General features: G+C 50.3%; 29 protein-coding genes and 1 pseudogene. 11 read left to right on the top strand and 19 right to left on the bottom strand.

The genetic code is table 11. The features are described 5' to 3' along the window. Window positions 1-2: 2 nt before the first annotated feature. The 6 genes from ACN9MQ_RS17325 to arsH form a co-directional block, all read right to left on the bottom strand. Window positions 3-347, bottom strand: a complete 345-nt coding sequence (locus ACN9MQ_RS17325) for a cupin (RefSeq protein ID WP_221716798.1) — start codon at window positions 345-347, stop codon at window positions 3-5. Window positions 348-434: 87 nt separating this feature from the next. Beyond that, on the bottom strand, window positions 435-791 hold the full coding sequence (locus ACN9MQ_RS17320; RefSeq protein ID WP_014171277.1) for a hypothetical protein: 357 nt from the start codon (window positions 789-791) through the stop codon (window positions 435-437). Between the two features lie 220 nt (window positions 792-1,011). Continuing rightward, window positions 1,012-1,452: a carboxypeptidase-like regulatory domain-containing protein gene (locus ACN9MQ_RS17315; RefSeq protein ID WP_426021197.1), complete on the bottom strand. Its 441-nt coding sequence runs from the start codon at window positions 1,450-1,452 to the stop codon at window positions 1,012-1,014. A gap of 318 nt (window positions 1,453-1,770) precedes the next feature. After that, window positions 1,771-2,085 (bottom strand): hypothetical protein, encoded by a 315-nt coding sequence (locus ACN9MQ_RS17310; RefSeq protein ID WP_262485910.1) that lies wholly within the window; start codon window positions 2,083-2,085, stop codon window positions 1,771-1,773. A 768-nt stretch (window positions 2,086-2,853) separates the two neighbouring features. After that, window positions 2,854-3,072 (bottom strand): hypothetical protein, encoded by a 219-nt coding sequence (locus ACN9MQ_RS17305; protein ID WP_010434242.1) that lies wholly within the window; start codon window positions 3,070-3,072, stop codon window positions 2,854-2,856. A 300-nt stretch (window positions 3,073-3,372) separates the two neighbouring features. Then, window positions 3,373-4,071: an arsenical resistance protein ArsH gene (arsH, locus tag ACN9MQ_RS17300; protein ID WP_367980020.1), complete on the bottom strand. Its 699-nt coding sequence runs from the start codon at window positions 4,069-4,071 to the stop codon at window positions 3,373-3,375. 85 nt (window positions 4,072-4,156) lie between these two features. Between arsH and ACN9MQ_RS17295 the strand changes: the two genes are divergently transcribed. The 3 genes from ACN9MQ_RS17295 to arsC are packed head-to-tail and all read left to right on the top strand — an operon-like array spanning window position 4,157 to window position 6,249. Next, entirely contained in the window at window positions 4,157-4,477 is a 321-nt protein-coding gene (locus tag ACN9MQ_RS17295; protein ID WP_032938043.1) for a metalloregulator ArsR/SmtB family transcription factor, read from the top strand. Window positions 4,478-4,521: 44 nt separating this feature from the next. Next, window positions 4,522-5,811 carry an arsenic transporter gene (locus tag ACN9MQ_RS17290; RefSeq protein WP_426262662.1) on the top strand — a complete coding sequence of 430 codons (1,290 nt, stop codon included), beginning with the start codon at window positions 4,522-4,524 and terminating at the stop codon, window positions 5,809-5,811. Between the two features lie 12 nt (window positions 5,812-5,823). After that, a complete protein-coding gene (gene arsC / locus ACN9MQ_RS17285) occupies window positions 5,824-6,249 on the top strand; it encodes a glutaredoxin-dependent arsenate reductase (RefSeq protein ID WP_024274588.1) in 426 nt (141 codons plus the stop codon). Between the two features lie 303 nt (window positions 6,250-6,552). On the opposite strand, the gene ACN9MQ_RS17280 is transcribed toward arsC, so the two are convergent. The 3 genes from ACN9MQ_RS17280 to ACN9MQ_RS17270 all read right to left on the bottom strand — a co-directional run bounded on the left by ACN9MQ_RS17280 (window position 6,553) and on the right by ACN9MQ_RS17270 (window position 8,234). Beyond that, window positions 6,553-6,957 (bottom strand): H-NS family nucleoid-associated regulatory protein, encoded by a 405-nt coding sequence (locus ACN9MQ_RS17280; RefSeq protein WP_024274587.1) that lies wholly within the window; start codon window positions 6,955-6,957, stop codon window positions 6,553-6,555. Between the two features lie 562 nt (window positions 6,958-7,519). After that, on the bottom strand, window positions 7,520-7,747 hold the full coding sequence (locus ACN9MQ_RS17275) for a hypothetical protein (RefSeq protein WP_048260112.1): 228 nt from the start codon (window positions 7,745-7,747) through the stop codon (window positions 7,520-7,522). A gap of 268 nt (window positions 7,748-8,015) precedes the next feature. Further along, on the bottom strand, window positions 8,016-8,234 hold the full coding sequence (locus tag ACN9MQ_RS17270) for a cold shock domain-containing protein (RefSeq protein WP_032938040.1): 219 nt from the start codon (window positions 8,232-8,234) through the stop codon (window positions 8,016-8,018). Between the two features lie 278 nt (window positions 8,235-8,512). Here ACN9MQ_RS17270 and cspF point away from each other — a divergent pair. From cspF to ACN9MQ_RS17255, 3 genes and pseudogenes are all read left to right on the top strand, one after another. Continuing rightward, window positions 8,513-8,725: pseudogene (gene cspF / locus ACN9MQ_RS17265) on the top strand (cold shock-like protein CspF). A gap of 75 nt (window positions 8,726-8,800) precedes the next feature. Next, the gene (locus tag ACN9MQ_RS17260) at window positions 8,801-8,971 is read left to right on the top strand and encodes a YnfU family zinc-binding protein (protein WP_305955329.1); all 171 of its coding nucleotides are present in this window, start codon (window positions 8,801-8,803) and stop codon (window positions 8,969-8,971) included. A 155-nt stretch (window positions 8,972-9,126) separates the two neighbouring features. Then, entirely contained in the window at window positions 9,127-17,709 is an 8,583-nt protein-coding gene (locus ACN9MQ_RS17255; protein ID WP_426262661.1) for a GH36-type glycosyl hydrolase domain-containing protein, read from the top strand. Window positions 17,710-17,728: 19 nt separating this feature from the next. On the opposite strand, the gene ACN9MQ_RS17250 is transcribed toward ACN9MQ_RS17255, so the two are convergent. Continuing rightward, the gene (locus tag ACN9MQ_RS17250; protein WP_004132711.1) at window positions 17,729-17,962 is read right to left on the bottom strand and encodes a hypothetical protein; all 234 of its coding nucleotides are present in this window, start codon (window positions 17,960-17,962) and stop codon (window positions 17,729-17,731) included. Window positions 17,963-18,055: 93 nt separating this feature from the next. Between ACN9MQ_RS17250 and ACN9MQ_RS17245 the strand changes: the two genes are divergently transcribed. From ACN9MQ_RS17245 to ACN9MQ_RS17225, 5 genes are all read left to right on the top strand, one after another. Then, window positions 18,056-18,292, top strand: coding sequence for a YnfU family zinc-binding protein (locus ACN9MQ_RS17245; RefSeq protein WP_350308983.1), 237 nt, complete (start codon window positions 18,056-18,058; stop codon window positions 18,290-18,292). Between the two features lie 69 nt (window positions 18,293-18,361). Then, entirely contained in the window at window positions 18,362-18,634 is a 273-nt protein-coding gene (locus ACN9MQ_RS17240) for a hypothetical protein (RefSeq protein WP_016247220.1), read from the top strand. Between the two features lie 202 nt (window positions 18,635-18,836). Beyond that, window positions 18,837-19,745, top strand: coding sequence for a kdo(2)-lipid IV(A) palmitoleoyltransferase (lpxP, locus tag ACN9MQ_RS17235; RefSeq protein ID WP_032938037.1), 909 nt, complete (start codon window positions 18,837-18,839; stop codon window positions 19,743-19,745). 773 nt (window positions 19,746-20,518) lie between these two features. After that, window positions 20,519-21,508, top strand: coding sequence for a glycosyltransferase (locus tag ACN9MQ_RS17230; protein ID WP_032938035.1), 990 nt, complete (start codon window positions 20,519-20,521; stop codon window positions 21,506-21,508). Window positions 21,509-21,511: 3 nt separating this feature from the next. Further along, the gene (locus tag ACN9MQ_RS17225) at window positions 21,512-21,805 is read left to right on the top strand and encodes a hypothetical protein (protein WP_227010061.1); all 294 of its coding nucleotides are present in this window, start codon (window positions 21,512-21,514) and stop codon (window positions 21,803-21,805) included. 240 nt (window positions 21,806-22,045) lie between these two features. Here the strand turns inward: ACN9MQ_RS17225 and ACN9MQ_RS17220 are convergent, their stop codons facing one another. The 9 genes from ACN9MQ_RS17220 to ACN9MQ_RS17180 form a co-directional block, all read right to left on the bottom strand. Further along, window positions 22,046-22,420, bottom strand: coding sequence for a TA system toxin CbtA family protein (locus ACN9MQ_RS17220; protein ID WP_032938032.1), 375 nt, complete (start codon window positions 22,418-22,420; stop codon window positions 22,046-22,048). Between the two features lie 38 nt (window positions 22,421-22,458). Next, entirely contained in the window at window positions 22,459-22,818 is a 360-nt protein-coding gene (locus ACN9MQ_RS17215; RefSeq protein ID WP_032938030.1) for a type IV toxin-antitoxin system YeeU family antitoxin, read from the bottom strand. 22 nt (window positions 22,819-22,840) lie between these two features. Beyond that, a complete protein-coding gene (locus tag ACN9MQ_RS17210; protein WP_032938028.1) occupies window positions 22,841-23,062 on the bottom strand; it encodes a DUF987 domain-containing protein in 222 nt (73 codons plus the stop codon). 13 nt (window positions 23,063-23,075) lie between these two features. Then, a complete protein-coding gene (radC, locus tag ACN9MQ_RS17205; protein ID WP_032938026.1) occupies window positions 23,076-23,558 on the bottom strand; it encodes a RadC family protein in 483 nt (160 codons plus the stop codon). An 89-nt stretch (window positions 23,559-23,647) separates the two neighbouring features. After that, window positions 23,648-23,788, bottom strand: coding sequence for a hypothetical protein (locus ACN9MQ_RS17200; protein WP_227010060.1), 141 nt, complete (start codon window positions 23,786-23,788; stop codon window positions 23,648-23,650). Window positions 23,789-23,798: 10 nt separating this feature from the next. Continuing rightward, entirely contained in the window at window positions 23,799-24,278 is a 480-nt protein-coding gene (locus ACN9MQ_RS17195) for an antirestriction protein (protein ID WP_075206252.1), read from the bottom strand. Window positions 24,279-24,357: 79 nt separating this feature from the next. After that, the gene (locus ACN9MQ_RS17190; RefSeq protein WP_039077576.1) at window positions 24,358-25,179 is read right to left on the bottom strand and encodes a DUF932 domain-containing protein; all 822 of its coding nucleotides are present in this window, start codon (window positions 25,177-25,179) and stop codon (window positions 24,358-24,360) included. Between the two features lie 110 nt (window positions 25,180-25,289). Continuing rightward, on the bottom strand, window positions 25,290-25,502 hold the full coding sequence (locus tag ACN9MQ_RS17185) for a hypothetical protein (protein WP_032938024.1): 213 nt from the start codon (window positions 25,500-25,502) through the stop codon (window positions 25,290-25,292). Window positions 25,503-25,611: 109 nt separating this feature from the next. After that, window positions 25,612-26,085 carry a hypothetical protein gene (locus tag ACN9MQ_RS17180; RefSeq protein WP_032938022.1) on the bottom strand — a complete coding sequence of 158 codons (474 nt, stop codon included), beginning with the start codon at window positions 26,083-26,085 and terminating at the stop codon, window positions 25,612-25,614. Window positions 26,086-26,134: the final 49 nt, after the last annotated feature.

The following is a 26,134-nucleotide window of genomic DNA, read 5'->3' as shown; positions in this document are numbered from 1 at the left end:
CGTCAGGACGTCTTAATAATATCCACCGAGATCTCGACGGCGGTTACCAGACCCCGGTTTTCCAGCCAGTGGACCGTGTTGTGATCTTCCGGCCAGCCGACACCGGGACCGTAATCAGTCGCAATACCGTGACGATGATCGGTGATGGTACCTTCAAGGATAAATACGGTGCCGGGTCTGTCGATATGATTATGCACCGGACCAAAGACCGCGCCGGGAGCGAGAGTGACCCTGCGCATGCGAAGCTGACGACCGGCCATGCCCGCTATTTCCGGACCCAGATCGACGACGGAGAGTAATTCAACGGTAACGCCCTGGGTTTCAGGTGCGGTGTGTTCGCTGTTCATGATGGAGTCCCCCTGAGACAAGTTTAGTCTGCAGGAAGAAGGGCAGGAGGGAATAAAAAAGGCCGCGTCTGCGGCCTTTCGAAGGGATTACTCAGTGACTTTCTTTTCCAGCTCGCTGGCACCTTCTTTGGTTTTATTCCAGCCTTTCTCAGCACCTTCTTTGGTGGCATCCCACCCTTTCTCGGTACCTTCTTTGGTTTTATGCCAGGCTTTCTGGGAATCTTCGCTGACCTTGCTGCCTAAGTTTTCGGTTTTACCCTCTGCAGCATGCTTCTGTTTCAGCTTCAGCTCTTCGCCTTTATTCTGCTCTTCGTGCAGTTTTTGCTTCGCGTCGTTGGCGTTTGCCTTCGCCGCAGCGACGGTATCGTCAGTTGCATGTGTGGTCGCAGCAAATACTGGGGAAGCCAGCAGAACGGCAGATAATGCGATAATTGTTTTTTTCATAATATCCTCATTTAACGTTATCGGTTATGAGCGTGATTCAGCATGGCACAGACGAAGCGGCGTGGCTTTAGGAAAAAACTGTAATGTTATTTTGGCGTTATACCGTGAAGCGTATTTAGTTACGCAGAGGAATTAATTATTTTCAGGTTCAATGCCGTGTACCAGGGGCGTGCATATACATATTACGGGTGGCTTTTGGCCATGAGTAAAGTTAATTAACTCACTGAGCTTCGCAAAATATATTTTGACTCTCCCCGCTTGTTGGGGAGAGTTCGCAGAACAGTTTCACGTTGTCGCTCCTGGAATAGCCTGAAAAAGGCCCGCCAAAGCGTCGGGAGGTGTAAATATCGCGTTTTTGTCCCTGAGGGTCGATTGTTGTCAGTGTCCAGCTACTCAGGCGATCTTGCGATCCGACGGGTATAAAAACATGCCAGTCTCCCTGCGGTACGAAAGAAAAATACCCATTATTATCCGTTTGTGTCGTGGCAATTTGTCGGTCGAATTCTACTAACGAAACGGTTACCCGGGGCAGCGGTTTCCCTGCGTTATTCAATGTGCCCTCAATACGAGGGGAGGGATAATCATGGTAAACGCAGCCGCTGAGCAATAACGTGAGAGCCACGATAGCCTGGCTTGCGATGCGGTTTGAGGACGCTGTCATGGGTGCGAATCCTTTTGCGTTGAGGTGTTTTTCGGTGGCGTGAATGCAGTATACGCGGGTGGTGTAATTTCGGAACTATAGATTCTGTTAAGGATGTTGATTTACTGAGTATTTCCAGACTTATGCCTGGATAAATAAAGTGTGTGAATGGACGCGTGCAGAATGTAGCTTTACGAGCTACATAATAAGAGGTCTTGTCGGGGCCTTTACAATGTTAACGTACTGACGTTGCGCTTTGCAGAAAGTCGCATCAACGAACTTTCTCTGGCGCAGGAGTGGCTGAAATCGTCATGTATTTTTTCAGGCCAGCCTCTCGTTTTACACCTTGGGGTCTGAGCCAAAAGGAAGCCTTAAGCGCGGGGAGTCGACGTTGTTCACTGTCCAGAGAAAATTACCAATGAATCTGAAATTGATACTAGCTACGGCAACGGATAATACCTCAAAACTTCCCGTAGAATACTCATTACCCAAACGGACGATTTCTTTAACGCCATCCTTAGCATCGATAAGAGCAATTGTCAGTGACTCCTCGAAAATAATGTCATTCGTTAAAAAAGATATAGTGATGATCATTAACCTGAACAGCTGCTTCCAGTATTTGCCCTTGTACAATAATGCCTGTGCTATTGCCATTGATCACTACGTTAGACTGCGCCTGGGATAAATCTGTCGCTTCCTGACCCTTTACCAGAGATATTGAATTAACCTATTGCATAATCAATTCCACACACTCCCCATCTCCCATACTGCAAGAGCACCGCTGACAAAACCACCAATAAGTACACAAACAGGTGCATCTGGCCCATACATCAATCCCGCCATTACGCAGCCTGCGGCGTTTATCACTATTTGCCGCCCCGATTCTGAGACCTTATTCTCAGCGGTATAAATTTCGTAAACAGAAATTGCAATCGAGGGTACGACGAGCCCTTTTCCTAAACGCGAGAGCTGCATCGATTTCTCTGGATTAAGCTGGTTGCCCTCGGACAACGATAGACACAAAAAAGCCCGCAGGGCTTGCGCCGTGCGGGCTCTTAGGACTTCATCGGATGACTCTGGTAATCGCTGGCGGAGTCTGAATTGGTTGTGTAATTCATTGAATTAATTTGAATAACTGCTAGTTCAACTTTTCTTAGGGGCCTATTTGGGTGCCTAAAAGTTTTTTCTCCTTTTGATGAGAAAGAAGACGAGATAGGGACTGTGGGTGGTGATATCTAGTTGAGTCGTCACACTGAAAAACAGATTTGACCTGGTAACCATTTCTTGCGCAGCAAACGCGCCGCGCATATACGGTTTGGGCTTACCTTTTATCAAACGCTTAGACTACTATTCGCCTGCGAAATTTTTTGGATAAAAGCCATCATCACCAATGCAGCATCGAAAAATGCTAATTAAAAATGCTCACGCCTGCATCCCCTTACCCCGTGCCAGGTTAATTCTTTCAACGCATTCCTTAAACGCTTTAAGTTGCTCCGTAGAGAGTTCAGATTCATCAATTTTGACCAGAAGAGCGTTGAGAGAGCGTTCAATATCATTTTTAATTAACCGTAAGCAGATAACCTTAACCCAACGTGGAGAGAGCTTACTGAGGCCAATTGCTCTTGTGATTTGTAATTTCATGCGATGCCTCTCAACCGCCAGTGTGCCGGTTTTCAACCTCGGTTATAACACGCAATGGACAGGACTTCTGTTATTCCTTCGCCTAAAATTTAGCATGAAGCGCTTAGCTTGGGTGCAACCAGGATTTCATTAAACATCAAAATTAGTTTTGCATCATGACGCGCAAGCGCCACGTCATAACCAGAGTTACTAGTTCACCTCAAGGTAGTTTTTCATATTCTGACACAGGATGGGATATCTCCTTTGTGCCATAGTGGATGTTATTAATCTCATGCAGTATGGATTCACGAAAAATATACGTTAAATTTTGTCCTGATTGACACGGGATGAAAGCTCCTGATAGCTCTCTTTTCTCTCGCTGTAACGATCTGCAAGATAACCAGTTTGTCCCTTAAGCAGCACCGTGATTTTAAACAGCTCCTCGGCTACATCGACGATACGGTCATACCATGACGAAGGTTTCATTCGGCCGTTTTCGTCGAACTCTTGCCATGCCTTAGCAATGGAGGACTGGTTGGGGATAGTGAACATCCGCATCCATCGGCCCAGAATGCGCATTTGGTTCACCGCATTAAAGGACTGCGAACCACCGCAGACCTGCATCACTGCAAGTGTCTTGCCCTGCGAAGGACGAACCGCTCCTTCACTTAAGGGTATCCAGTCTATTTGCGCCTTCATCACCGCGCTCATCGTCCCATGCCGCTCAGGGGAACTCCACACCATCCCGTCACACCATCTGACCAGGCCGCGTAGTTCGGTGACCTTAGGGTGCGTGTCTGGCGCATCATCAGGCAGGGGTAAACCAGAGGGGTTAAAGAATTCCACCTCCGCGCCCATTGCAGTCAGAAGACGACCGGCTTCCTCCGCGGCAAAGCGGCTGTAGGAGCGCTCTCTTACTGAGCCATACAGGATAAGAACCCGTGGTGGCGCTTGCAGGTTCAGGCGTTCAGCGATGTGTTGATCAAAGAATTCAATATTAAGGGCAGGAAATTGTTCCATTTTTCTCCTCCGGAGAGAGTAGATGATTTCAAATTTAACACATATGATTTATCATATATATATTCTAAAGGGAACGGAGTGAAAAATGCTACAACCTGTTCAGCTTTTCAAAATCCTGTCGGATGAAACTCGGCTCGCCATCGTCATGATTCTCCGGGAGTCAGGAGAACTGTGCGTTTGTGATATCTGCGCAGCCATTTCCGAATCACAACCCAAAGTCTCGCGACATATGGCTATCCTTCGTGAGGCCGGGCTGGTTCTGGACCGTCGTGAAGGCAAATGGATCCACTATCGTCTGTCACCCCACATACCGGCATGGGCAGCTGAGACAATCACGACGTCCTGGCAGTGTATGCGGGAGGATTTGTGTAAATGGCTGGATAAATCAGCCTGCACCTCCTGCTGAGAAAAGAAAACAAATTCACATAATCATATATAACGGAGTCTGAGATGCTTTTGGCGGGGAGTATATTTTTACTGACGTTGATACTGGTGATCTGGCAACCCGGAGGCCTGAGTATTGGCTGGAGTGCGAGTATCGGGGCTGTGCTGGCGCTGGTAACTGGAGTCATCCATATCGCTGATATTCCCGTTGTCTGGAATATCGTCTGGAACGCGACAGCGGCATTTATTGCGGTCATCATCATCAGCCTGCTGCTCGATGAGTCCGGCTTCTTTGAATGGGCCGCACTGCACGTCTCCCGCTGGGGTAACGGACGTGGCCGCCTTTTGTTTAGCTGGATAGTCTTGCTTGGGGCTGCTGTTGCTACACTGTTTGCCAATGACGGAGCCGCACTGATCCTGACGCCGATCGTAATTGCGATGCTGCTCGCACTGGGATTCAGTCAGGGCACGACACTGGCCTTTGTCATGGCCGCAGGATTCATTGCAGATACGGCCAGCCTGCCGCTCATTGTTTCTAACCTGGTGAATATCGTCTCGGCGGACTTTTTCGGTCTGGGCTTTACGCAGTATGCCTCCGTGATGATCCCCGTAGATGTGGCCGCGATTACGGCCACGCTGGTCATGCTGCATCTCTTCTTCCGCAGGGATATTCCGGTGACGTATGACGTTTCGCTGCTGAAGACGCCTGCCAGTGTGATAAAGGATCCGGCAACGTTCAGGGCGGGCTGGATTGTCCTGTTTTTGCTGCTTGTCGGTTTCTTTGTTCTGGAACCTCTTGGGATCCCGATAAGTGCGATAGCCGCTACTGGCGCAGCAGTACTGTTCATAGTGGCGAAAAGAGGTCACGCCATCAACACAGGAAAAGTCCTGCGCGATGCACCATGGCAGATAGTTATTTTTTCACTGGGCATGTACCTGGTGGTCTATGGCCTGCGCAATGCAGGGCTCACGGAGTCTCTGTCTGACGTGCTAAACCTGCTGGCAGAAAAGGGGTTATGGGCAGCAACGTTCGGCACCGGCTTCCTGACCGCGTTCCTGTCGTCGGTAATGAATAACATGCCGACGGTGCTGATTGGTGCGCTGTCGATTGACGGAAGTACGGCGACAGGCGTCGTCAAAGAGGCAATGATTTATGCCAACGTGATTGGCTGCGATTTAGGCCCGAAAATCACTCCGATTGGCAGTCTGGCAACCCTGCTGTGGCTACATGTGCTCGCACAGAAAAACATGACCATCACCTGGGGATATTACTTCCGCACCGGCATAATCATGACCCTGCCCGTGCTTTTCGTCACTCTGACTGTGCTGGCGTGGCGGCTCTCTGTCACCTTGTAGCGAGATATTGATATGAGCAATATTACCATCTATCACAACCCGGCCTGTGGCACCTCACGTAACACGCTGGAGATGATCCGCAACAGCGGCAACGAACCGACAATAATTTATTATCTCGATACTCCCCCGACCCGTGATGAGCTTATTAAACTTATTTCAGATATGGGGATTACAGTGCGCGCCTTGCTGCGTAAAAACGCTGAACCTTATGAACGCCTGGGTCTTGATGAAGAGAAATTTAGTGATGAGCAGTTGATTGATTTCATGCTTCAAGATCCAATCCTGATTAATCGGCCGGTAGTCGTTACGCCGCTCGGTACTCGTCTTTGCCGCCCTTCGGAAATAGTGCTGGATATTCTTCCGGAAGGTCAGAAAGGAGCGTTTACCAAAGAGGATGGCGAGAAGGTCATTGACGAAACGGGAAAGCGGGTTAGGTAATCTGTCCACTTCAAGATATCGGACGCCTGTTTAATCTACGAGGGCGTCCGCTTGCCGTTCACTAAAGACCTCCAGCCTACTAACCCCGTCCGCATTATGCTATGAGAGGAAAAACTGTGGTGTTGGCTGCATTACAACTGCGTAATGTCACCATTAATACCTTCTTTACCCAGTTTATAGCGCAACATAATCTCTTCATGAAACACCTTGTTGAAGCCGGTTACGAACCAGATGCTTCTCGACGATCCTCTAAGGATGGTTGTGGGCTATCCGTAAAAAGAGCCGGGTATGCCCGGCTCTTTTTTAGCTGATTTCGAAATCTTTTAATTCTCCACCTTCAGCAATCAGATTTGAGATCCGCTTCGGCATTCGCCCCTGACCTGACCATGTTTTTGACTCTCCAGTTTCGTCAGTATATCGATACTTCGCGGGGCGGGGGGAGCGCGTCCTTTTAGCCTTACCCGGAGAGCCAATAGCAGCTAAAAGTTCGGAGGGGTCGATACCCTCATCAAGCATCATCTGACGAAGTGTTTCCAGTTTATCGCGGCGCTGACTTTCATTTGCAAGACGTAATGTCTCTTCTTCTCGTCGTTCTATAAGAATAATTTTAAACTTTTCCAGAACATCTTCCAGTACATCTAATGACATTTCACGAGTCTGAGAACGTAAGGTACGGATATTGTTTAACTGTGTAAGAGCATCTGACATAAAGAGACCTTTTAAAGTTTTTTCCTTGTTCAGCAAATACCAATGTCGACGGTTGCTCATCAACCCGATTTTTCTTACTGAGCATTTTTATCCGATTGGTACATATTGTTATTAACGAGGTTTAGACTACTTATATAAATCTCTTATCGCAAGACAAAATTAAGAAGAATGTGCAAGAACTAAATTACAACTCCTACGAAATGTCCATGCATTTTTGAAGGTACTTAAAACTATGATGCCAGGAGTCATCCGGAGAGCCTTTTTATACCCTCATAACTTATTGCTTCAGTCACACCTGATGAGATTTAAAATGAGGAGAGACAGCGCCGCCACTTAGCAAGGTTTTCACAAATGGCAAGATGGCACGCAGGGGGGAGACACCTGCATTTTGTCAGAGGGTAGCGAATTACTCTCTCTTTATAGAGACGTTTCTAAAAAAGTGTAATGTAAAAAAAAGCCTGCTGTTAGCAGGCCATAAATGCTTTTAACTCATTTTTTGTTCGATTCTGATAAATAGGGTAAGCATGCAATTAAACGTGGAGCAGAGAGCATGACAAAAATTCTATAAATATTTCCTGGCCGCATCAAGTATCTCCTGTGACGTTAACTCCCTGTCAGTAGCCACGTAAAGAATACCATGATCGCCAGTTAAGGAAGGAAAACCTGCAGACATAATCCGAAGATGTGTTTCTTCACCGTTTGGATATTCCTGCCTGATAGAGGATATACCTTCCAGAACGGTCATGACTTTACAGGATTCAGCATTAAAGAAAACAAGGACTTTAATCATATTCTATTACCCTGTTCTCTCGTGGATATTAACTGGCAGATGCCATTAAGGTCAAAGCCATTACGCACTTCTTATTTAACATGTGGTTAGCTTGTGCTTTTAGACTTTTTATGCAGTAGTACTGCACTTCATCACATCGCTTAGCATACTCATAATTTTGAAAAATATGCTGATCAGATATTAAGAATAAACGACTTTCATCTGATTTAAGTTATGGATCTGTCTACTCAGGAATAATCCTTCATCGTTATCGCAGACCCACAATGATTTATTTATCGCAAAGTGTTACATTTGCAGCAACAGGACCCTTGTCTCCGCGGTGAATGGCGAATTCAACTTTCTGACCTTCAAATAAAGTTTTAAAGTTGTCGCCATTAAGTGCAGACAAATGGACAAAGATATCTTTGCTGCCATCAAGAGGAGAGATGAAGCCAAAACCTTTGACTTCGTTAAACCATTTAACCAGGCCCATAATTCTCGAGGTCATACTGACTCCGTTATACATGATTGTATTGATAGTAAACGTATAAGATTAAACGTATGGACTCAAAAGAGGGGATATCAACGATAGCGCCTGGTAATGAGAACTGCCCGGAAAATTTCTAACTTTCATTAGTACATCGAACTGATGGGATTCATTAAGACACAGGGAATCGATATAAGCAAATTATCTTTTAGCCGTCCAGAGGTCCTGTAGGGAAAATAAAAGTGGCTGAATGCCATTTTCAATGTATAGTCTTTAAGTGTTTTCAATAAGGAATTGACTTGTCCCATAAAATGACAGGAATTGTCAAAAGCTTTGATATTCTTAGTGGTAAAGGCCTCATCATCCCATCTGATGGACGAAAAGACGTTCTGCTTCACATTTCAGCCGTTAACTCTCGCTAATCAGAATTACTCATCCCTGGAAGCCGCATAGAGTCTTGCCGGATAAACGGTCTCAGGGGGCCTGTGGCTGCGAACATTTATCTTTCCTGATTTTCAGTATGTCAAAATAGATAGATTAAAACTTAACCACATGTGGTACGGTGAAGCTCATTCATTGAAAGGTTAATGGTTATGTCTGTTATCAATTACGCAATGAAATTCTTCAGCAGTGCGTCTACTGCCACTGCTGCCTGTCCTGTTTGTGGCTTAAAATCAGTACAACCGTTGTCAAAAATCCGGCTCAACCAAACCATGCTTTGCCCCGGATGTAAGGCTCTGTTTATCTCCCGACGCTAGCTCGACCAAAATCGCAGAACAGAGCTCATGTCCTATACTTATGTTAGATTCCGGCAGCTGTTAAATCCCTGATGCCTGACGCCCATCCTGAGAGAACGTTTCTGAACTGATTTCGCAACTGCTCCTGCGCGCTAACGTCGCATCAGAGCAATGCTATGAAAATGATCCCCAGAGCGTGGTTTAACCGCTCCCGTATTCTGATGAATGCTGCCGAAAACATAACGTTTTCGGCGAACGATCCTGCCGGTGAAAGCTCGCCGCGGTCAGAACTCTTTTCGACCGTCCAGATGGAACGCTACGGCCAGAAGCTGGCGCGGACTCATAAAGTATCACCGGATAGGCATCCTTATTATCTTCTGAAACGGCTTGGCGACAATGAGGCCGTCATTACCCAAAACTGCTATGAGCTTAACGCGGGTAAAAAGACCAGTATCATGCCCGCCGGTGAATGGCTGCTGGACAATTATTATCTGATTGAGGAACAAATCCGCACTGTCCGCCAGCATCTGCCGAAAAGCTTTGGCAAAGGTCTTCCGTCGCTGGTATCGCCGTTGAATTGCCCACGAATTTATCATATTGCATCAGAGGCCATTGCTCACGGCGATGGCCGCTGGGATGCCGCCAGCCTGACCAGCTATCTCACTGCCTATCAACAGGTGACGCCGCTGACGCTGGGTGAAGTCTGGGCGTTACCGGGAATGCTGCGCCTTGCGCTGATTGAAAATCTTCGTCGTATCAGTATGGAAGTGATAAAAGCGCAGCAGGACAGAAACCTTGCTGATACGTGGATAACAAGGATTGTCGAATGTGCAGAGAGTGCGCCTGGTGATTTAATCATGGTGGTTGCCGATATGGCGCGCTTCCGACCTCCGTTAACCAGTGCGTTTGTCGCAGAGCTGGTGCGGCGCCTGCAGGGGCATGGCAACGCGCTGTCGTTACCTCTGACCTGGGTTGATCAGTGCCTTCGGGAACAGGGGATCACCACTGACGTTCTCATAGATAGTTTCAATCAGCAGCTTGCCGCCAGCCAGCTGTCCGTCAGTAACAGCATCGCGGGCCTGCGTTTATTGAGTGAAACGGACTGGGCTGATTTCGCCGAAACGATAAGCGTTGTCGAACAGGCATTACGCAATGATCCTGCCGGCATCTATCCCCGGATGCATTTCAATACCCGGGATCATTACCGGCACGTAGTTGAGGTTCTGGCCAGAGACAGCGGTCTCAGCGAGCCTGAGGTTGCTGAGAAGGCGCTGGCGTTTTCAGAGGAAAAAGCGCCTGATACACCGGAACATCATGTTGGTTATTATCTTGCGGGCGAAGGTCGACAGGCGCTGGATATTCATCTCCTGGCAGACGCCTCAAGGCTCATACGCTTGCGGCACAGTTTCAACAGAATAACCCTGCTGTCATGGCTTGGAAGCCTGGCGTTGCTGACAACCGCAGCGACCGCAGCAATATTGCACGAAACCGCCATGCAGGGCGCAGACTGGCTATTGATCGCGGTGATATTACCTCTGATTATCGCATTAACTCAGTTAATGAGCGATTTGCTCAGTGATGCAACCACCCGTTTTCGCGTTCCTCGACCCTTGCCGGGGATGGATTTTTCAGCCGGTATTCCCGCTGACAGTGCCACCATGTTAGTCATTCCCTGCATGTTGACCAGCCACGAAAGTTTCAGCCAGCTCCTCACCAGTCTTGAAGTCTGCTGGTTGGGGAATGAAAACGAAAATCTCAGGTTCGCGCTGCTCACTGATTTTGCTGATTCTGAAAATGAACCCTCGCCGGAAAGTCACGCACTGCTCAGACAGGCTATCGCCGATACGCAGGCGCTTAATCGCCGCTACCCCTCCGGCAGACCACGTTTTTATCTGTTACATCGCCAGCCTGAATGGAACCCCTCGGAAGGCGCGTGGATGGGCTATGAACGCAAGCGGGGAAAACTGGCGTTACTGAACAGCTGGTTGCGCCATCCCGGAACGCAATTCGTCAGCGTTGCAGAGATGCCTGCCCACCTTTTACCGGGTCACATAAAATACGTCATTACCCTGGACAGCGATACGGTGCTCCCGCGCGATACGGCACACAAACTCGTCGCGACGATGGCGCATCCGCTGAATACGCCTGAGTATGATCCGGTACGCCAGAGGGTTGTCAAAGGATTCGGTATTTTACAGCCCGGTCTTGCGGAGGAGATACCACGCAACGGTCAGGGGCGTTACGCAGCCCTGCGCAGCAGCGTACCGGGCAATAACCCTTATTCGATGATGTCTTCGGATATTTATCAGGATCTCTTTGGGGAAGGCTCGTTTGTGGGCAAAGGGATTTACGATGTTGATATTTTTATGCAGGCCACTACGAACATCTGCCCGGAAAATCTGGTACTCAGCCACGATCTGCTTGAAGGATGCTATGCACGTTCGGGTCTGCTGAGCGAGGTGTTACTGTACGAACAGTACCCTAATAATTATCTGTCGGATGTTGCACGACGTTCACGCTGGATCCGGGGTGACTGGCAACTGCTTAACTGGCTAAAACCACGCGTCAGAAAAGCCGATGGAACCCGGGTCAGGAATCCGCTGACCGCGCTTTCTTACTGGAAATTACTCGATAATCTACGTCGCAGTCTGGTCGCCCCCTCCTTACTGATATTGCTGTTCTTCACTCTGCTTTGGGTACCCAATCCGGTTTACTGGCTGGGCATACTGTTGCTGATATGGTTGTTGCCAGCCATCCTCTGCATTAGCCACGACCTTCTGCATAAACCTCTGCGTCGCCGCGTGAAGTCGCATCTGTTACTGGTGGGGGCGGGCGCGCTAAAGCGTCTGTCAGGTATCAGCCTTAATTTTGCGATACTGCCGCACGAAGCCGGATATTCGCTGAAAGCGATCGCCGTGACGCTATGGCGACTGGGGATAAGCAGGCGTCACCTCAGCCAGTGGGTCAGCCACAGCCAGGACAGCAGTCAGGCCAGACCCACTGTTGCACGTTTTTATCAGGCGATGTGGCTGAACGCTGCCGGTGGCGTGGCGCTGACAATACTGACCGGACAATTTGCCCCACAGCTGCTGGGGATTGCGTTACCGATCGGTTTGGTATGGTGTGTGGCACCGCTGCTGATGAGCTGGCTGAGTCGCCAGCCTGTGCGAAAGGTTTTTTCGCCTAATCAGGAACAAAAACAGCTGTTACGCCAGACAAGCCGTGAAATCTGGGCTTTTTTTGAAACATTTGCCACAGCAAAAGAGAACTGGCTTCCGCCTGATAATTATCAGCAAATACCACAACCGACGGTGGCACACCGAACTTCTCCTACCAATATTGGTCTTTCACTTATGGCTAACCTGACGGCATGGGACTTTGGCTACCTGCCTGGCGGAGAGGTGCTCCGGCGCGTGTCGCTCACGCTCGACACGATGGATAAAATGGAGCACTACCGGGGCCATCTCTACAACTGGTATGACACCCGTACGCTGGTCCCCCTCAGTCCACGCTATATCTCCAGCGTCGACAGCGGCAATATGGCCGGGCATTTATTGACCCTGCGTGCAGGCCTGTCCGCCATGCGTCATCAGCCTGTTTTAAGCAACCAACAGATACTGGCAGGACTGAACGATACGCTGGATATTCTGGAAAAACAGTGGGGTAAGAACCCACCTGACAGCCTGAGACTGCTGCGCAAGCATTGCCTGAACGCGGTGTCGCTCTATCCGCAGGCGCTTTTCAGCGAACTGAAAAGCATGCGCACCCAGTGCAACCATCTGACCAGCGCATGTCATCAGGGATCTCCTCTTCAGATGCGCTGGGCTGGACATCTGGAGCATCAACTGGTTCAGCTTTGCCATGAGTGGTCTCTGTTGCTTGGCTGGTTGCCTGCATCCTGGAATGAACAGACGCTGCCGACGCTGAGCGAGCTTGCCCGTCCGACATTAACCGGTACAGGAACGCCTCCGGCGTCGGTGGCGGAGCAGGCCCGAATGCGACTCAATATTATCACCGAGCTGGAACAGCGGCTGGATGAGCATGCCCGGATGGATTTCGCCTTTCTGTACAGTGAAGCAACCAGTCTGCTCAGCGTCGGTTATAACTGTGACACCAATATGCCTGACAAGAGCCACTACGATCTCCTGCCGTCTGAAATCCGCCTGACCAGTTTTCTTGCCATTGCGACTAATCAGCTGCCTCTTAAAAGCTGGTACGCGCTGGGTCGATTGTTTACCACGATTGATAATGAAACTGCCCTGATGTCATGGAGCGGATCCATGTTTGAATATCTGATGCCGAATCTGGTGATGCCCACCTGGCCCGGCAGCCTGCTCGATGAAATGAGTCAGTCGGCGGTTATGCGCCAGATTCACTGGGGGAAAGAACGCGGGGTACCATGGGGTGTTTCAGAGTCTGGCTATCATGCTTTTGATGTTCAGCATAATTATCAGTATCAGGCATTTGGCGTACCGGGGCTCGGTCTACGCAGGGGACTTGCCGATGACATGGTTGTCGCTCCTTACGCCACGCTGCTGGCGCTGATGGTTTCCCCGCAGAAAGCTTGTGAGAACCTGTTCAGGCTGCAAAAAAATGGTGCATGCGGAGAATACGGTTTTTATGAAGCGCTGGACTATACCCCCTCACGTCTTGCAACCGGTCAGCTCTATGCGGTGGTACAGTCCTGGATGGCGCATCACCAGGGTATGGCATTTCAGGCGCTGGCTCATGTGCTGCTTGATGCCCCCATGACTGAACGCTTTATGTCCAGTACGGTATTCCGGTCAGCGAGTCTGCTGTTACAGGAGCGCGTGCCGGATGCGGTCGATCTGTACAGTCCGCGCCGTCATTTTGAATCTCATGAGGGCATGGTCAAACCCGTTCGCTATGAACCCCGTATTTTCTATAGCGTGGATACCCCCGCCCCGGATATTCAACTCCTGTCCAACGGCCATTATCATCTGATGTTGACCGCGGGCGGCGGCGGTTACAGTCGCTGGAATGATATTGCACTAACGCGCTGGCGCAGTGATACCACCCGTGATAACTGGGGAGCTTTCTGCTACATCCGCGATACCCAGACGGGAGATGTGTGGAGCAATACCTGGCAACCAACAGGTTACACCAGCGGACAAGACGAGGAAGTGTTGTTCACCGATGCGGGGGCAGAATTCAGACGCAGCTTAGGGGGACTCAGCGTCAAAACTCAGGTGGTGATCTCTCCGGAGGATGATGTTGAATTGCGACGGCTCACACTGATTCATCGTGGTCGCAAGCCTCGCTCTCTGGAGCTGACAACCTATGCTGAAGTGGTACTGGCACCTGATGCCAGCGATCTGGCACACCCGGCATTCAGCAATTTGTTTATTCAGACTGAGCTGGCTCCTGAGCGTGACGCTATTCTTTGCCACCGGCGCCCGCGCTCACCGGATGAACCGGGCCCTTGCCTGTTTCACATGATGGTGGTGCACGGCGATAACCGACATAACGTGTCGTTTGAAACGGACAGGGCAAGGTTTATTGGACGTGGCAGAAACCCTGCGAATGCACAGGCAATAGAGACGGGAGGGATGCTAGGCAACACGTCGGGCTCGGTGCTGGATCCGATACTGGCAATTCGCAACGCCATTATTCTGCAGCCGGGGCAGCCGGTTACGATTGATATCATTTATGGCATCAGCGAGACCCGTCAGCAGAGCCTGGCGTTGCTGGAGAAATATCGCGATTACCCTATCGCCGATCGCGTCTTTGAACTGGCCTGGTCTCACAGTCTGGTGGTATTGCGCCAGATGAACGCCAGTGAAGATGATGCCACGTTGTTCAATAGTCTCGCCAGCGCTGTGCTTTACCCTGTCCAGGAGCTGCGCGCCGAAGGCCAGGCGATCGGCCGCAACCGACGTGGCCAGTCCGGACTGTGGGGCTGGGCAATTTCAGGGGATCTGCCGATAGTGCTGCTGAGTATAACCAGCGAGGAAAGTATCACCTCAGTGACCACACTGATTCAGGCACACCGTTACTGGAGACAGAAAGGGCTGGATGTTGATTTAGTTATCCTGAATAACAGCCCCGGCGGCTACCAGCAGGGATTACAAAATCAGATTATGGAGTTAATTTATGCCGGGTCTGAAGCCAGTCTGCTGGATAAAAAGGGCGGGCTTTTTGTCCGCAACGGTGAGCATCTCTCCGCTGAGGATAAGTTGCTTTTGATGAGCGTGGCCTGTCTTTATCTTGATGACCGCGCAGGGGGGATTAATGAGCAGCTTAACCAGCGTATTCATACCCTGAAATCGCCGGCAAGGGCATTCATTCCGCGTGCTGTGCGCGAGCGTAATCAACATACGGACTGGAGCCCTGATACCAGTCAGTTATGCCATTTCAATGGGTACGGTGGATTTTCTCAGGATGGGCGGGAGTATCAGATCGTCCTTCGGGAAAATGCGCTTACACCGGCTCCCTGGTCGAACATACTGGCAAATTCTCGTTTTGGCAGTGTGATCTCAGAGGCAGGGCAGGCCTATACCTGGTATGAGAATGCCCATGAATACCGGTTGACGCCGTGGGAGAACGATCCGGTGAGCGATCGCAGCGGCGAGGCATTTTACCTGCGCGATGAAGAGAGCGGGGAGTGCTGGTCGCCGACGGCTTTACCTGTTCGCGGACACGGTGATTACCTGACCCGCCATGGTTTTGGCTACAGCGTTTTTGCCCATCGTGAGAGTGGTATAGACAGCGAGTTGACGGTCCTGGTTGCTGAAGAAGATCCGGTTAAACTGGTGCTCCTGACGCTCAGCAACTCTTCGGGACGGACACGTCAACTTTCCGTCACAGGCTATGTAGAGTGGACGCTCGGAGAAACACTAACGCGCTCAGCCCCTCACATTGTGACACATGTGGCCAGAACGCCCGGCGGCTGCGGGATACTTGCGAATAACTTTTATGGTGATAATGGTGGCGGCCGAACTACATTTTTTGCCGTCAGCGGTAATGACTGTTCTCTGACAGGGGACCGCCGGGAGTTTATTGGCCGTAATGGTTCCCTTCACGCCCCTTCGGCTATGAAACTGCAAAAGCTTTCTGGTAAGACGGGGGCCGGTCTGGATCCCTGCGGAGCGGTGCAATCGGCGGTTACATTAATTGACGGGGACCAGAGGACGTTTATTTTTATCCTCGGCGCAGAGGAGAATGATGTTTGTGCTCAGGAGACGCTGGCCCGCTACATGAACGAGGATACGGTCCGCCAGGAGCTGAACCGGATTCATAATCACTGGCACAATGTTCTCGATAAAATCGTAGTTAACACCCCCGACACGTCCGTAAATTTACTGGTTAATGGCTGGCTGTTGTATCAGACGGTCGCCTGCCGTCTTATGGCCCGGAGTGGCTACTATCAGTCTGGCGGTGCATTTGGTTTTCGCGATCAGCTGCAGGATACGCTGGCTCTGAGCCACGCTGCTCCGGACCGGATGCGTGAACAGATAATACTCTGTGCATCACGGCAGTTTATCGAGGGGGATGTGCAGCACTGGTGGCACCCGCCACACGGCAACGGTGTGCGTACCCGCTGTTCCGATGACTATCTTTGGCTGCCGCTTGCTGTTTGCCACTATGTTGAAACGACGGGGGATAGGGATGCACTGGAAATACGCATTCCTTATCTGGAGGGACGCTCGCTTCAGCCTGGTGAAGAGTCTGTCTATGACACGCCGGTCATCAGCGGCACCGAAGAGACACTCTGGTTACACTGCGTCAAAGCTATTCACTATGGACTTCGCTTCGGGGAGCATGGCCTGCCGCTGATGGGGGCTGGTGACTGGAATGACGGGATGAACCGGGTGGGTATCGAAGGCAAAGGTGAAAGCGTCTGGCTGGGCTTCTTCCTGTACGACATTTTGCAGCGGTTTGCAGCGCTGGCGGAGCGCAGGCTGGATGAAAGCGTCGCCGCGATGTGCCGTTCACAGGCTCTGCGCCTGCAAAGTAATCTCGAAGCCCACGCCTGGGATGGGGAATGGTACCGGCGCGGGTATTTTGACGATGGTACTCCCCTGGGATCGAAAACCTCACAGGACTGCCGGATTGATGCGATTGCGCAGAGCTGGTCTGTATTGTCCGGCGCCGCGAGCCCGGGACGGTGCGCAAAGGCCATGCAGGCGCTGGATAAGCACCTTGTGGATAACGAAGGAGGGCTGATCAAACTGTTAACGCCTCCTTTCGACGGACACGGTCCAAATCCGGGCTACATACAGGGGTACCTGCCCGGCGTGCGGGAAAACGGAGGGCAGTATACGCATGGCGCCATCTGGGCAGTGATGGCCTTTGCCCGAATGGGGAATGCCGGACGAGCCTGGCAACTCTGGTCAATGCTCAACCCTATAAATCATACCCTGAATGCGGACTCTGTCGGGATTTATAAAGCTGAGCCTTATGTCATGAGTGCTGATGTCTACAGCGTCGCTCCCCATACCGGACGTGCAGGGTGGAGCTGGTATACCGGTTCCGCAGGCTGGGCCTGGCGTTTACTTACCGAGGAATTACTGGGGATAAAACGTTCCGGCACTGACTTTAGTGTTCATGCCAGGTTACCGGATGAGTGGTCGTCTTTTTCTATGGCATATCAATATGGTGAAAGCCATTATCAGATTAGTGTTTCACGCGGCGATGCAGAATATTGCGTGACGCTGGATGGTGTTCTCCTCCCTGATGACAGAATACCGCTGAAGGATGATGGACAAAACCATACGGTTGAGATCATTCAGAACTGACACTGATCCCGGAGGTGCATTAACGTCTGCCGTTAATGCGCTGATTATCCCTGAGAACATCAATCGCAGTCTGCATGGCGATTTTGTCATCCCGCCTTTTTTGTTTGTCCTGCATGACCTGAAGGTATTCCAGCAAGGTGCGGGTATTAATCGGTCGGCCCTGTTTACCCACAGCCAGTACGGCTTCGCCAAGAATAATTTTCACAGGCGGTAGTTGTGCCGGATACCAGTCAAGGGTGTCTTCTGATTTCATCTTAAATTTCTCACGGAAGGGTAGTGTATCATAAATAAGACGTTCAATTTTCAATATCTGATATCCTGATTCAGACACAACTTAACATAACTTATGCCAGTTATTTTTATATTAAAGCGTATAATAATTACTGTATTCCTCAGAGAATTATTTATGTCTTATACAAATGGGCTCAGGTATTTTAAAGAAAGACCGGTTCATGTTGCCTGCCCGGTATGTGCACACAGAGCCGATCAGAAAGCAGGTAAACTAAGAAAAGATGCGGTTCTTGAGTGCCCTGCCTGCGGACTGTTGTTCAGACCTTCAGAATGCTGGTGTATCGGCGGCTGATCACTTAACGTCAGTGATGTCGGAAAATGACAACATTCCTCCTGTACTGCTGTTGTCGAGGGTATGATAATGAAATCTAAAAAATCTGTTTTTATTGAAGGGCATATCATGTCGAACAGCTGTCACGGACAGCCTGGCCAACCTTTCTGTATTCACCGAGTCAGGTTTAGTAATGGTAAATATGCGATTATTCGGGTGGCATCCGGGATATGTTTCAAACCAGGCGAAATTATTCAACGAAACGATTGTGAGTGGTTTTATAAACTTACCAAAATTCGGCTTCTTTCTTTTGAGTACCTTGATGATGATGAATCAAGAAGACAATTCCTTGAGTATCAATGATAAAACCATGGATTTATAACAGAATAAATTTGCTGGCTTACAATTCACCCTTGGCTCTTTAAATTATTCACCAGTCATTGAAAAATATTTTTTCCTGAATTTAGATGAATTTAAATTATCTAAAACAAAATGTATCGCTAAAGACGAATTGCCTCATTGTTTTCCTTTTGCGTTATAACCTTCATTAGCATTAAGGAAATTTATGGCACAGACTTTTACTCATAATTTACTTCATCCTCGCCACTGGCTTACCTGGTCTGGTTTGGGTCTGCTGTGGCTTCTCGTTCAACTTCCTTACCCGGTTTTACATATTCTGGGCTCTGGCCTTGGAAAAATATCCAGACCCTTTCTGAAACGCCGGGAACGGATTGCGATTAGAAATATCGAACTGTGCTTTCCCGAGATGACACCGTTTGCCCGGAGCCAGATGGTCAATAAAAACTTTGTTTCTCTCGGGCTGGGACTGATGGAAACAGGAATGGCCTGGTTCTGGAGCGATGCGAGAGTCAAAAAATGGTTTGATGTCGAAGGGCTTGAAAACCTGACCGGTGCGACAAGAGGAGTAATGGTTGTCGGGATTCATTTTATGTCCCTTGAGTTGTGTGGAAGAGTAATGGGGTTATGCCATCCTATGATGGCAACGTATCGCCCACACAATGATCCATTAATGGAATGGGTACAGACAAAAGGGCGTATGCGTTCAAATAAAGCTATGATTAATCGACGTAATTTATCTGGTTTTGTTCATGCGCTAAAAGCTGGTGAAGCCGTTTGGTTTGCACCAGACCAGGATTATGGGTCTAAAGGAAGCGTTTTTGCACCTTTTTTCTCGGTAAAAAAAGCAGCAACGACGAACGGAACGTATGCCCTTTCAAAACTCGCTGGTGCACCCTTGATCACACTTAGCATGATTCGACGTAGCGATAAAAAAGGTTATCACATGTATATCAGCAATCCGTTATCAGGCTATCCAGGGGAAGACAAGGTCGCCGCAGCGGCTTATATGAACAAGATCATCGAGCGTGAAATTCTCCGTGCCCCTGAGCAATACCTGTGGATGCATCGCAGGTTCAAAACGCGTCCTGAAGGCGAAGTCTCTTTATACAAATGAACAACTCTACTTGTCACGAGCCAGAATCCATCTTTCTTGCCACTGCGTATTTGTAAAAAATGGGACAGGGGATTATTCGATCGGCTTCATGTTAACGATGGCGTAACTGACAACCAAGGTTAATCAATTGAACCTGTTCGGATTTGAAGGTCCGCTTCTCGCTTATAGCTGCCATTCAAAGCGATAATAATTTTTGTATATTTTCTCTTCCACATGATGTCAGTTATCGGGAATGGTTTGACTATCCAGCAGGCATAGCATCCTTTACAGCTCGACAAACCGAACGCTCCGATAGGGTATGCAGGCACACGGATGGCGTGTAAAGCAGAGTGAAAAAGATGATCGATTAAACCGATCGATTTTATAAAATTGATCTGCAAAATGAATTATCCGGCACGCTAGTGCCTGTGCTAAATTCCCAGCAATTCATTTAACGTATTGTTTATTAGTTTATTTCCTGTCTTCTGGTGGGCGCCCTTCTTTTGTCCTGCGGGCACGGCATGGGAATGCGACAGCAGGTGATGGAATGAAAAGATGTGCCCGATGTAACAAGAAAAGAAGCATTCTGGACCGTATTTTCGGGCTGGATAAAGAATTTTGCGATGGCTGTCTGATGGTGGTTAACCTGGAAATCAGAGAAAAACGAGTGGTGTCCACACCAGCACGAAAATCACCGGGACGCTCTTCCTGACAATGTTTCGTACCCGGCAGGTTATTGCCTCTGATGGGGTAACAACTCTGAAGCTTCCCTCTGTTTACATTCCCTTTGATCAATGAAAATCAACATCGATATCAGCGTCATCATTCCTGCCTTCAATGCAGTTGACAGCATCGGGGCTCTGGTCCATACACTGCTTGGCGAAACAACGCTCAGTACTGAAATCATTGTTGTGGATGACGGTTCAACCGACGAAACATGGACGCTACTCAGCGCCATTACAGATGAACGGCTTATTCTCATTCGTCAGGAAAATCAGGGCGTGTATGCTGCCCGTAATGCTGCACTGGCGATTCACCGTGGTGAATGGGGGGTGTTCCTGGATGCGGATGACCGGGTTGCGGCAGATTTTCTGCAGGAGCGGCTGCGCACAGCCCGCGAAGCACAGGCCGATGTCGTCCTTTTCAATGCCCGGCATACAGACAGCGCCGGACATCTGCGGCATACCGTTCACCGCAGACAGCCTTACGGTCAGACGCTGACGGGTCAGCAGTGGATACGCCATTGCGTCAGTCAGAGGGAATGGCCGCATTATCTGTGGCTGCAGATAATCCGTTCAGCGTATATTCGCGAGCATGACCTGCGATTCCAGGAAGGGAAAAGCCACAAGGACATTCTCTGGACGATACAGCTTGCCGCCGCAGATGGCCGATTTTATTTCTCTGACAGACAGGATTACCTGTGGGTGAATAACCCGGCGTCAATTACCCACCGCCCGGATTATTACGATATCCGCGCGTTCAGCTATTGCGACGTGATTGCAGATATTCTGGCACTCAGTACACAGACGCAGTACCGATCTGTCAGACGAGCGCTGGTCAGGCATGCGCTGGTGGAAAGCCGCCATTTTCTGGGTCTGTACCGGCGCAGGGTGAATGACCGGCTGGCGGTCCGGGCGCGTTTTCGTGCGCGGATAGCCTTTCGCCATCTGGTATCCGGCGTGAGCAACCTGAGCGATGTCTTTTTCCTCCTGAAGCTGGTCCGCAATATTTATCTGCCTGGTGTCCGCAATACTCCCGCAGCCGTTTCGCAGGTGCGGCGTTAATCCATGGATATCGCAACGCTTCTGGCGCGGTCGTGGCAAACTGCGACAACGGGTGATGACTCCATTCGCTCCGCCAGGGATATCGTCGAACACTGGTATGATAAAGGCGGTGACCTCACCCGACGGACCCGACGGTTTATGCTGCGGGAATGCCTGTGGATAGCCGCACATTACCGGGACACTGAAACGGTACTCACCCGACAGTTTCGCCTGCTGGCCGTGTTACTGTATCTGGGCGGTTATTTTCCGAAAGGAATGTCGACGGTATGCTCCCGGAGAAATGTTTCATTTTACTGAACGCCCCGGAATTAAGCCCCATCCTGACAGACGATACGGCCCCTGATGTTCTGGCGGCGTCCTGCCACACCCTCTTCTACCTCAGACGGATATCTCCGTTAAGGTGTTACCACCATACGCGCTGTCTGAGCGAACATCTTTTTCAACTAATGGAGATCTGATAAAAGCGCCAGTCTTTGTACTGGTACCTGAGGGGCTGATCGCTGACGGTGTTGGCGTCAACGATCAGGGCTAACGTCATTATTTCCCTCCGCTGAATCTGCCACCTGTGATGTCAGTAACGGTTTTATATCCCTTGCGGGTCATCAGCCCGGTAGCCTTCCGGTCTCGGAGCATATCAAGGCTGCCGATAAACGGAGACTGCTCTTTCACGCTGAAGCCGTGACGGTCAGTACGCACCAGGTCGTACTTTTCCACGATAAAATTCACAGCGTCACACAGTGAGATTCCCGCATCAATGTGTTTCTGGATCACACTGTCGTTGCCAAACGGTGTGTCGTTGAGGGTAAGGCCGTAGTGTTGCTCCAGCAGATACTCCAGTAATTTTTGCCAGATTTTGACTGATGACAGACGTGACGATGCCGCCCTTTGAGGGGGCAGGGATTGTATTTGCATGGTTTGCACTCTTTTGACGAAGGAAAAGCGTCCGGGGTTTATGCGGTTGTTGCAGACGCCGGATAAATTACGATATACAAATAGCCACAGGAACCGAGCGTATCGGCCTTACATATCAGCCCTTTTGCATGGAGCGTGATGCAGCGCTGAATGCGGGGCATGAGTTCGCTGCTGGTCAGCATGAGCTCCATCTGCTTCATCAGTAACGGAAATGCCTGGTCCAGATGGCGTAAATCTGCGTCATTAAATGTCCCGGTGGTGCTGGCGCGGTCAGCAAGGTAATGCAGGCGGTTACCCTCCTGTACCAGCCGGGCACCAAAACATGGCGTGACGTTGCGTCTGAGGCCCCACCAGGGTTCCGCGATGTTATGTTTGATTACACGGGTTGCTTTCTGCATGTAAGTACTCCTTAACGGTGAGTTAATTCAGGGTGACGCTGCGCAGGATCACATACGGACCGTTGCGGTCCTGTCGACGTTCAGCAAACACGGCCAGTACACCCCGGATATCCTGCACTTCCCTGCCGTAGTAATGGCAGATACTGCCGGACCACTTATATTTCCCGGTACAGAAGCGAAACAGCCGGGACTCAGAATGCTGGCGGTATATCGCCATTGCCTGACGTTTGCTGATGATTTTCATCGTTATTCTCTCCCTAAAGCCAGCCACGCTCGGCAAACGAGACGATGTCCATGCCTCCCACTACCAGGTGGTCCAGCAGACAGATATCCACGAGTTTAAGTGCCTGCTTCAGATGGTCAGTAAGCAATCTGTCGGCATGGCTGGGTTCGGCATAACCTGACGGATGATTGTGTGAAAGCACGATGGCAGCCGCGTTGTATTTCAGTGCTGCCTTTATCACTTCACGGGGATGTACCTGCGTATGGTTGATGGTGCCGGTGAAGAGCGTTTCATGGGCAATAAGACGATGCTGGTTATCGAGGAAGAGCACCATGATTACTTCACGCTCCAGTGTGGCGAGCTGCAGGCGAAGCCAGTCGCGAACTGCATGGCTGGAGGTAAATGCCTCGCCGGGCTCGCGTAACTGGCGTTCCAGCAGGGTCAGAGCGCGTCTGATGGTGCGCTGCGCGGTGGGAGATATTCCCCCGCTGTCAGGGGGACACGTGGTGATATTCATTTGCTTTTCCTGTCTGTTGACGCGTTGGGAGGAGATGTGTTGTACAGTTTTTCGGCAACGACGAACTCGTCGTGCAGGGATTCAAACCATCACCAGATATGGAAGAGAGGGGTACCCGTCAGGAAATGCAGGAAGGGTTCGTCGGTCACAAGGTCACCGTCCTCATCCCTGACCGTTGTATTCCTCAGCGTATCCCACAGGGCATTAAGGTGAGACAGTTTATACGGCATGGCGGGATGCTCAGTCGATAATGCGCATGATGGCGCTGCATTCTGCGTGGTTCAGCGCATAGTCACGCAGACGCCAGTAATGTTCCGTCATGGAGTCGCATTCCGTGCGGCAAGCGTGATGACTGTAAGCGATAAGACAGACTGCAATCCCTGCAGCTTCGGCGCTCATGTCTGAGGCGTTGCCGTTCATGGCGTTGAACAGCGACCAGAAGACATCGTTGTCCGTTTCCGGAACCATGAAGGCCCCGCCGTTGCTGAGAGTATAAAAATTCCAGACACCGCCGCTGTAGTCAGCGCAGAACCGATCCATCCAAGCAAAGACCTGCGGTTCAAGGGTTATCCACTGCGGGATGTTTCCAAAGTGCTGCGGCCAGAACTCCACACGCTGTTCGTCTGGTACGGGCGCGGCTGTCAGAGCATGTGCAGAACCGTTATCGTCAGCCTGCAGAGGTAGCTGATTTTTATCGTTAATATTAATCATGTCGGTCATGTTAATTTTTCCTTATGCATGGAGATGTTGAATGGAAGACTCGGGCCGGGGATTGATTTCGGTGGCGGGGCGCGGGTTATTACCCGCCCAACAGGCCCATCATGTTTTCGGCCATCACCCAGAGCGCACGGTTTAACTTAACGTCGCCATCAATCCCGTTTACTGCGCGGGTATGAGTACGTTTACCCTGCGCGGTACGGCCACTTAGCCCGCCTTTCAGCAGGTTTTCCTGAATGCGCTGGTAGGTAGTCCACAGGTCATCGCTCTCGTCCTGCCAGCGGCGAGGTGCAAGGATTTGCGATTCAGTCACTGGCTGGTACTCTTCCCCAAAACGGTAGGCCAGCGCCGCTTTAGCAAGTGCATGCTGTGCTGGTGGCGGGAGTTGCAGGGACTGCATAGCGTCACGTTTCTCTTCCATCCGGTCAAAGACGCTGAGCACCTCATAGGCACCCTCAATCACCTTCCCGACGACATCCCCCCTGTGTGGCACGCGGATCTCGCCAAACGACTGTCCGCAGACGAGCGAATTAGTGCAGACACTTCGGAATATCCCCGGCAGTAACTGAAAACTCGACGCGCCATCGTGCGAATTCAGAATGATGATTTCCGGCACCTGCTGACCGTTTATCTGACCGGCACGACGCAGGCGCAGCATATGCTTTGTATGTTCCCGTCGGCTCTGGTCGCGCACTCGTGACTGACAGGCAAAGAATGGCCGGAACCCTTCGCGTTTAAGGTTCTCCAGCAGGGTGATCGTGGGTATGTAGGTGTACTTTTCGCTTCTGGAGTCGTGCTTGTCTTCCCCGAAGACGCTGGGGACATGCTGCATCAGTTCTTCGTGGGTTAAGGGACGGTCACGGCGAATCTGGTTCACCCGACCAAAACGGCTGGCTAATCGCATAGTTGATTCCTCATCTGATTAATCTGAAGGCATAAAAGCAAAAGCCCCTGCTCCGTGAGGAGGCAGGGGCTGGATGTGTTGTTCTCAATGAACGGATAGGGCGGGCGGGACTACAGCGTATCCAGAATCTTAAGTATCTGCGCCATCAGGGCGGTGATAAGTGCAGTAACCAGCAACGTGACAGCTTCTCTGGCCGTATCAATGCTGCTGTCATCGTAGCCAGCCTGACGGAAGCGGATTTCAATATACTGCCGGGCCTGATGCCCGCCGCACCAGGTCAGCACCTGACCTAAGGCAGTGATTAGAATTTTTAAAAAGGGCATAGGAAAGCCTCAACGCCACCGTAAGGTGGCATGCAAAACGAAATCCATGGGAATGTGAGAGCACCCGTTTCAGACGAAACGGGTGCTGGGACGGTGTATGGAGTTGATGCTAATCCGCCGTGAGGGAGGTACAAGCTGACATATCAGCAAGCACCTTATGAACATTACTGGCTGAGGGTGTGAAACTGGCTACTTTTTTGTCGTTAACCCAGACTTCAAATGATGTTGCTTTTTTGACAGCATCAATGAATGATACCCAGGCATTATCCCCATTACGCCAGCCCAGGGAAGCAGGCACACCATACTGTTCGCCACCGGTGACGAGCGTAATAGCGGTACCGTCATCCTGTGAACTGAGGGTGCGTCCATCCGGCAGGGTGACCAGTACGCTGTGCTGGAGCACCTGGTTCTCATCGGGATTACTGGTACAACTGATGTTGAGTCCGGTATGCTGCGGGCTGGTGATGATGTATTCGGACATGCCCATGCCGAAGCCTGAATGCCAGATATTGGGAACGGCAAACGCTGTGGGTACAGCACTCAGTATCACAGCGGTGAGTGTAACAGCTAATAATATTTTCATGGTTTCTCCTTAATGATTACCGATGATTTAAATTCGTAATCACAGCATT

Source organism: Enterobacter sp. R-25, assembly GCF_049913205.1.
Taxonomy (GTDB): Bacteria; Pseudomonadota; Gammaproteobacteria; order Enterobacterales; family Enterobacteriaceae; genus Enterobacter; species Enterobacter ludwigii.
Note: the sequence above shows the minus strand (reverse complement) of the source record. Positions and strands in the feature narration are given on the sequence as shown.

Coding starts and splice junctions, on each gene's coding strand:
- ACN9MQ_RS17325 (WP_221716798.1), bottom strand. CDS start 347: ATGAACAGCGAACACACCGCACCTGAAACCCAGGGCGTTACCGTTGAA.
- ACN9MQ_RS17320 (WP_014171277.1), bottom strand. CDS start 791: ATGAAAAAAACAATTATCGCATTATCTGCCGTTCTGCTGGCTTCCCCA.
- ACN9MQ_RS17315 (WP_426021197.1), bottom strand. CDS start 1,452: ATGACAGCGTCCTCAAACCGCATCGCAAGCCAGGCTATCGTGGCTCTC.
- ACN9MQ_RS17310 (WP_262485910.1), bottom strand. CDS start 2,085: ATGGCAATAGCACAGGCATTATTGTACAAGGGCAAATACTGGAAGCAG.
- ACN9MQ_RS17305 (WP_010434242.1), bottom strand. CDS start 3,072: ATGAAATTACAAATCACAAGAGCAATTGGCCTCAGTAAGCTCTCTCCA.
- arsH (WP_367980020.1), bottom strand. CDS start 4,071: ATGGAACAATTTCCTGCCCTTAATATTGAATTCTTTGATCAACACATC.
- ACN9MQ_RS17295 (WP_032938043.1), top strand. CDS start 4,157: ATGCTACAACCTGTTCAGCTTTTCAAAATCCTGTCGGATGAAACTCGG.
- ACN9MQ_RS17290 (WP_426262662.1), top strand. CDS start 4,522: ATGCTTTTGGCGGGGAGTATATTTTTACTGACGTTGATACTGGTGATC.
- arsC (WP_024274588.1), top strand. CDS start 5,824: ATGAGCAATATTACCATCTATCACAACCCGGCCTGTGGCACCTCACGT.
- ACN9MQ_RS17280 (WP_024274587.1), bottom strand. CDS start 6,957: ATGTCAGATGCTCTTACACAGTTAAACAATATCCGTACCTTACGTTCT.
- ACN9MQ_RS17275 (WP_048260112.1), bottom strand. CDS start 7,747: ATGATTAAAGTCCTTGTTTTCTTTAATGCTGAATCCTGTAAAGTCATG.
- ACN9MQ_RS17270 (WP_032938040.1), bottom strand. CDS start 8,234: ATGACCTCGAGAATTATGGGCCTGGTTAAATGGTTTAACGAAGTCAAA.
- ACN9MQ_RS17260 (WP_305955329.1), top strand. CDS start 8,801: ATGGTTATGTCTGTTATCAATTACGCAATGAAATTCTTCAGCAGTGCG.
- ACN9MQ_RS17255 (WP_426262661.1), top strand. CDS start 9,127: ATGAAAATGATCCCCAGAGCGTGGTTTAACCGCTCCCGTATTCTGATG.
- ACN9MQ_RS17250 (WP_004132711.1), bottom strand. CDS start 17,962: ATGAAATCAGAAGACACCCTTGACTGGTATCCGGCACAACTACCGCCT.
- ACN9MQ_RS17245 (WP_350308983.1), top strand. CDS start 18,056: ATGCCAGTTATTTTTATATTAAAGCGTATAATAATTACTGTATTCCTC.
- ACN9MQ_RS17240 (WP_016247220.1), top strand. CDS start 18,362: ATGAAATCTAAAAAATCTGTTTTTATTGAAGGGCATATCATGTCGAAC.
- lpxP (WP_032938037.1), top strand. CDS start 18,837: ATGGCACAGACTTTTACTCATAATTTACTTCATCCTCGCCACTGGCTT.
- ACN9MQ_RS17230 (WP_032938035.1), top strand. CDS start 20,519: ATGAAAATCAACATCGATATCAGCGTCATCATTCCTGCCTTCAATGCA.
- ACN9MQ_RS17225 (WP_227010061.1), top strand. CDS start 21,512: ATGGATATCGCAACGCTTCTGGCGCGGTCGTGGCAAACTGCGACAACG.
- ACN9MQ_RS17220 (WP_032938032.1), bottom strand. CDS start 22,420: ATGCAAATACAATCCCTGCCCCCTCAAAGGGCGGCATCGTCACGTCTG.
- ACN9MQ_RS17215 (WP_032938030.1), bottom strand. CDS start 22,818: ATGCAGAAAGCAACCCGTGTAATCAAACATAACATCGCGGAACCCTGG.
- ACN9MQ_RS17210 (WP_032938028.1), bottom strand. CDS start 23,062: ATGAAAATCATCAGCAAACGTCAGGCAATGGCGATATACCGCCAGCAT.
- radC (WP_032938026.1), bottom strand. CDS start 23,558: ATGAATATCACCACGTGTCCCCCTGACAGCGGGGGAATATCTCCCACC.
- ACN9MQ_RS17200 (WP_227010060.1), bottom strand. CDS start 23,788: ATGCCGTATAAACTGTCTCACCTTAATGCCCTGTGGGATACGCTGAGG.
- ACN9MQ_RS17195 (WP_075206252.1), bottom strand. CDS start 24,278: ATGACCGACATGATTAATATTAACGATAAAAATCAGCTACCTCTGCAG.
- ACN9MQ_RS17190 (WP_039077576.1), bottom strand. CDS start 25,179: ATGCGATTAGCCAGCCGTTTTGGTCGGGTGAACCAGATTCGCCGTGAC.
- ACN9MQ_RS17185 (WP_032938024.1), bottom strand. CDS start 25,502: ATGCCCTTTTTAAAAATTCTAATCACTGCCTTAGGTCAGGTGCTGACC.
- ACN9MQ_RS17180 (WP_032938022.1), bottom strand. CDS start 26,085: ATGAAAATATTATTAGCTGTTACACTCACCGCTGTGATACTGAGTGCT.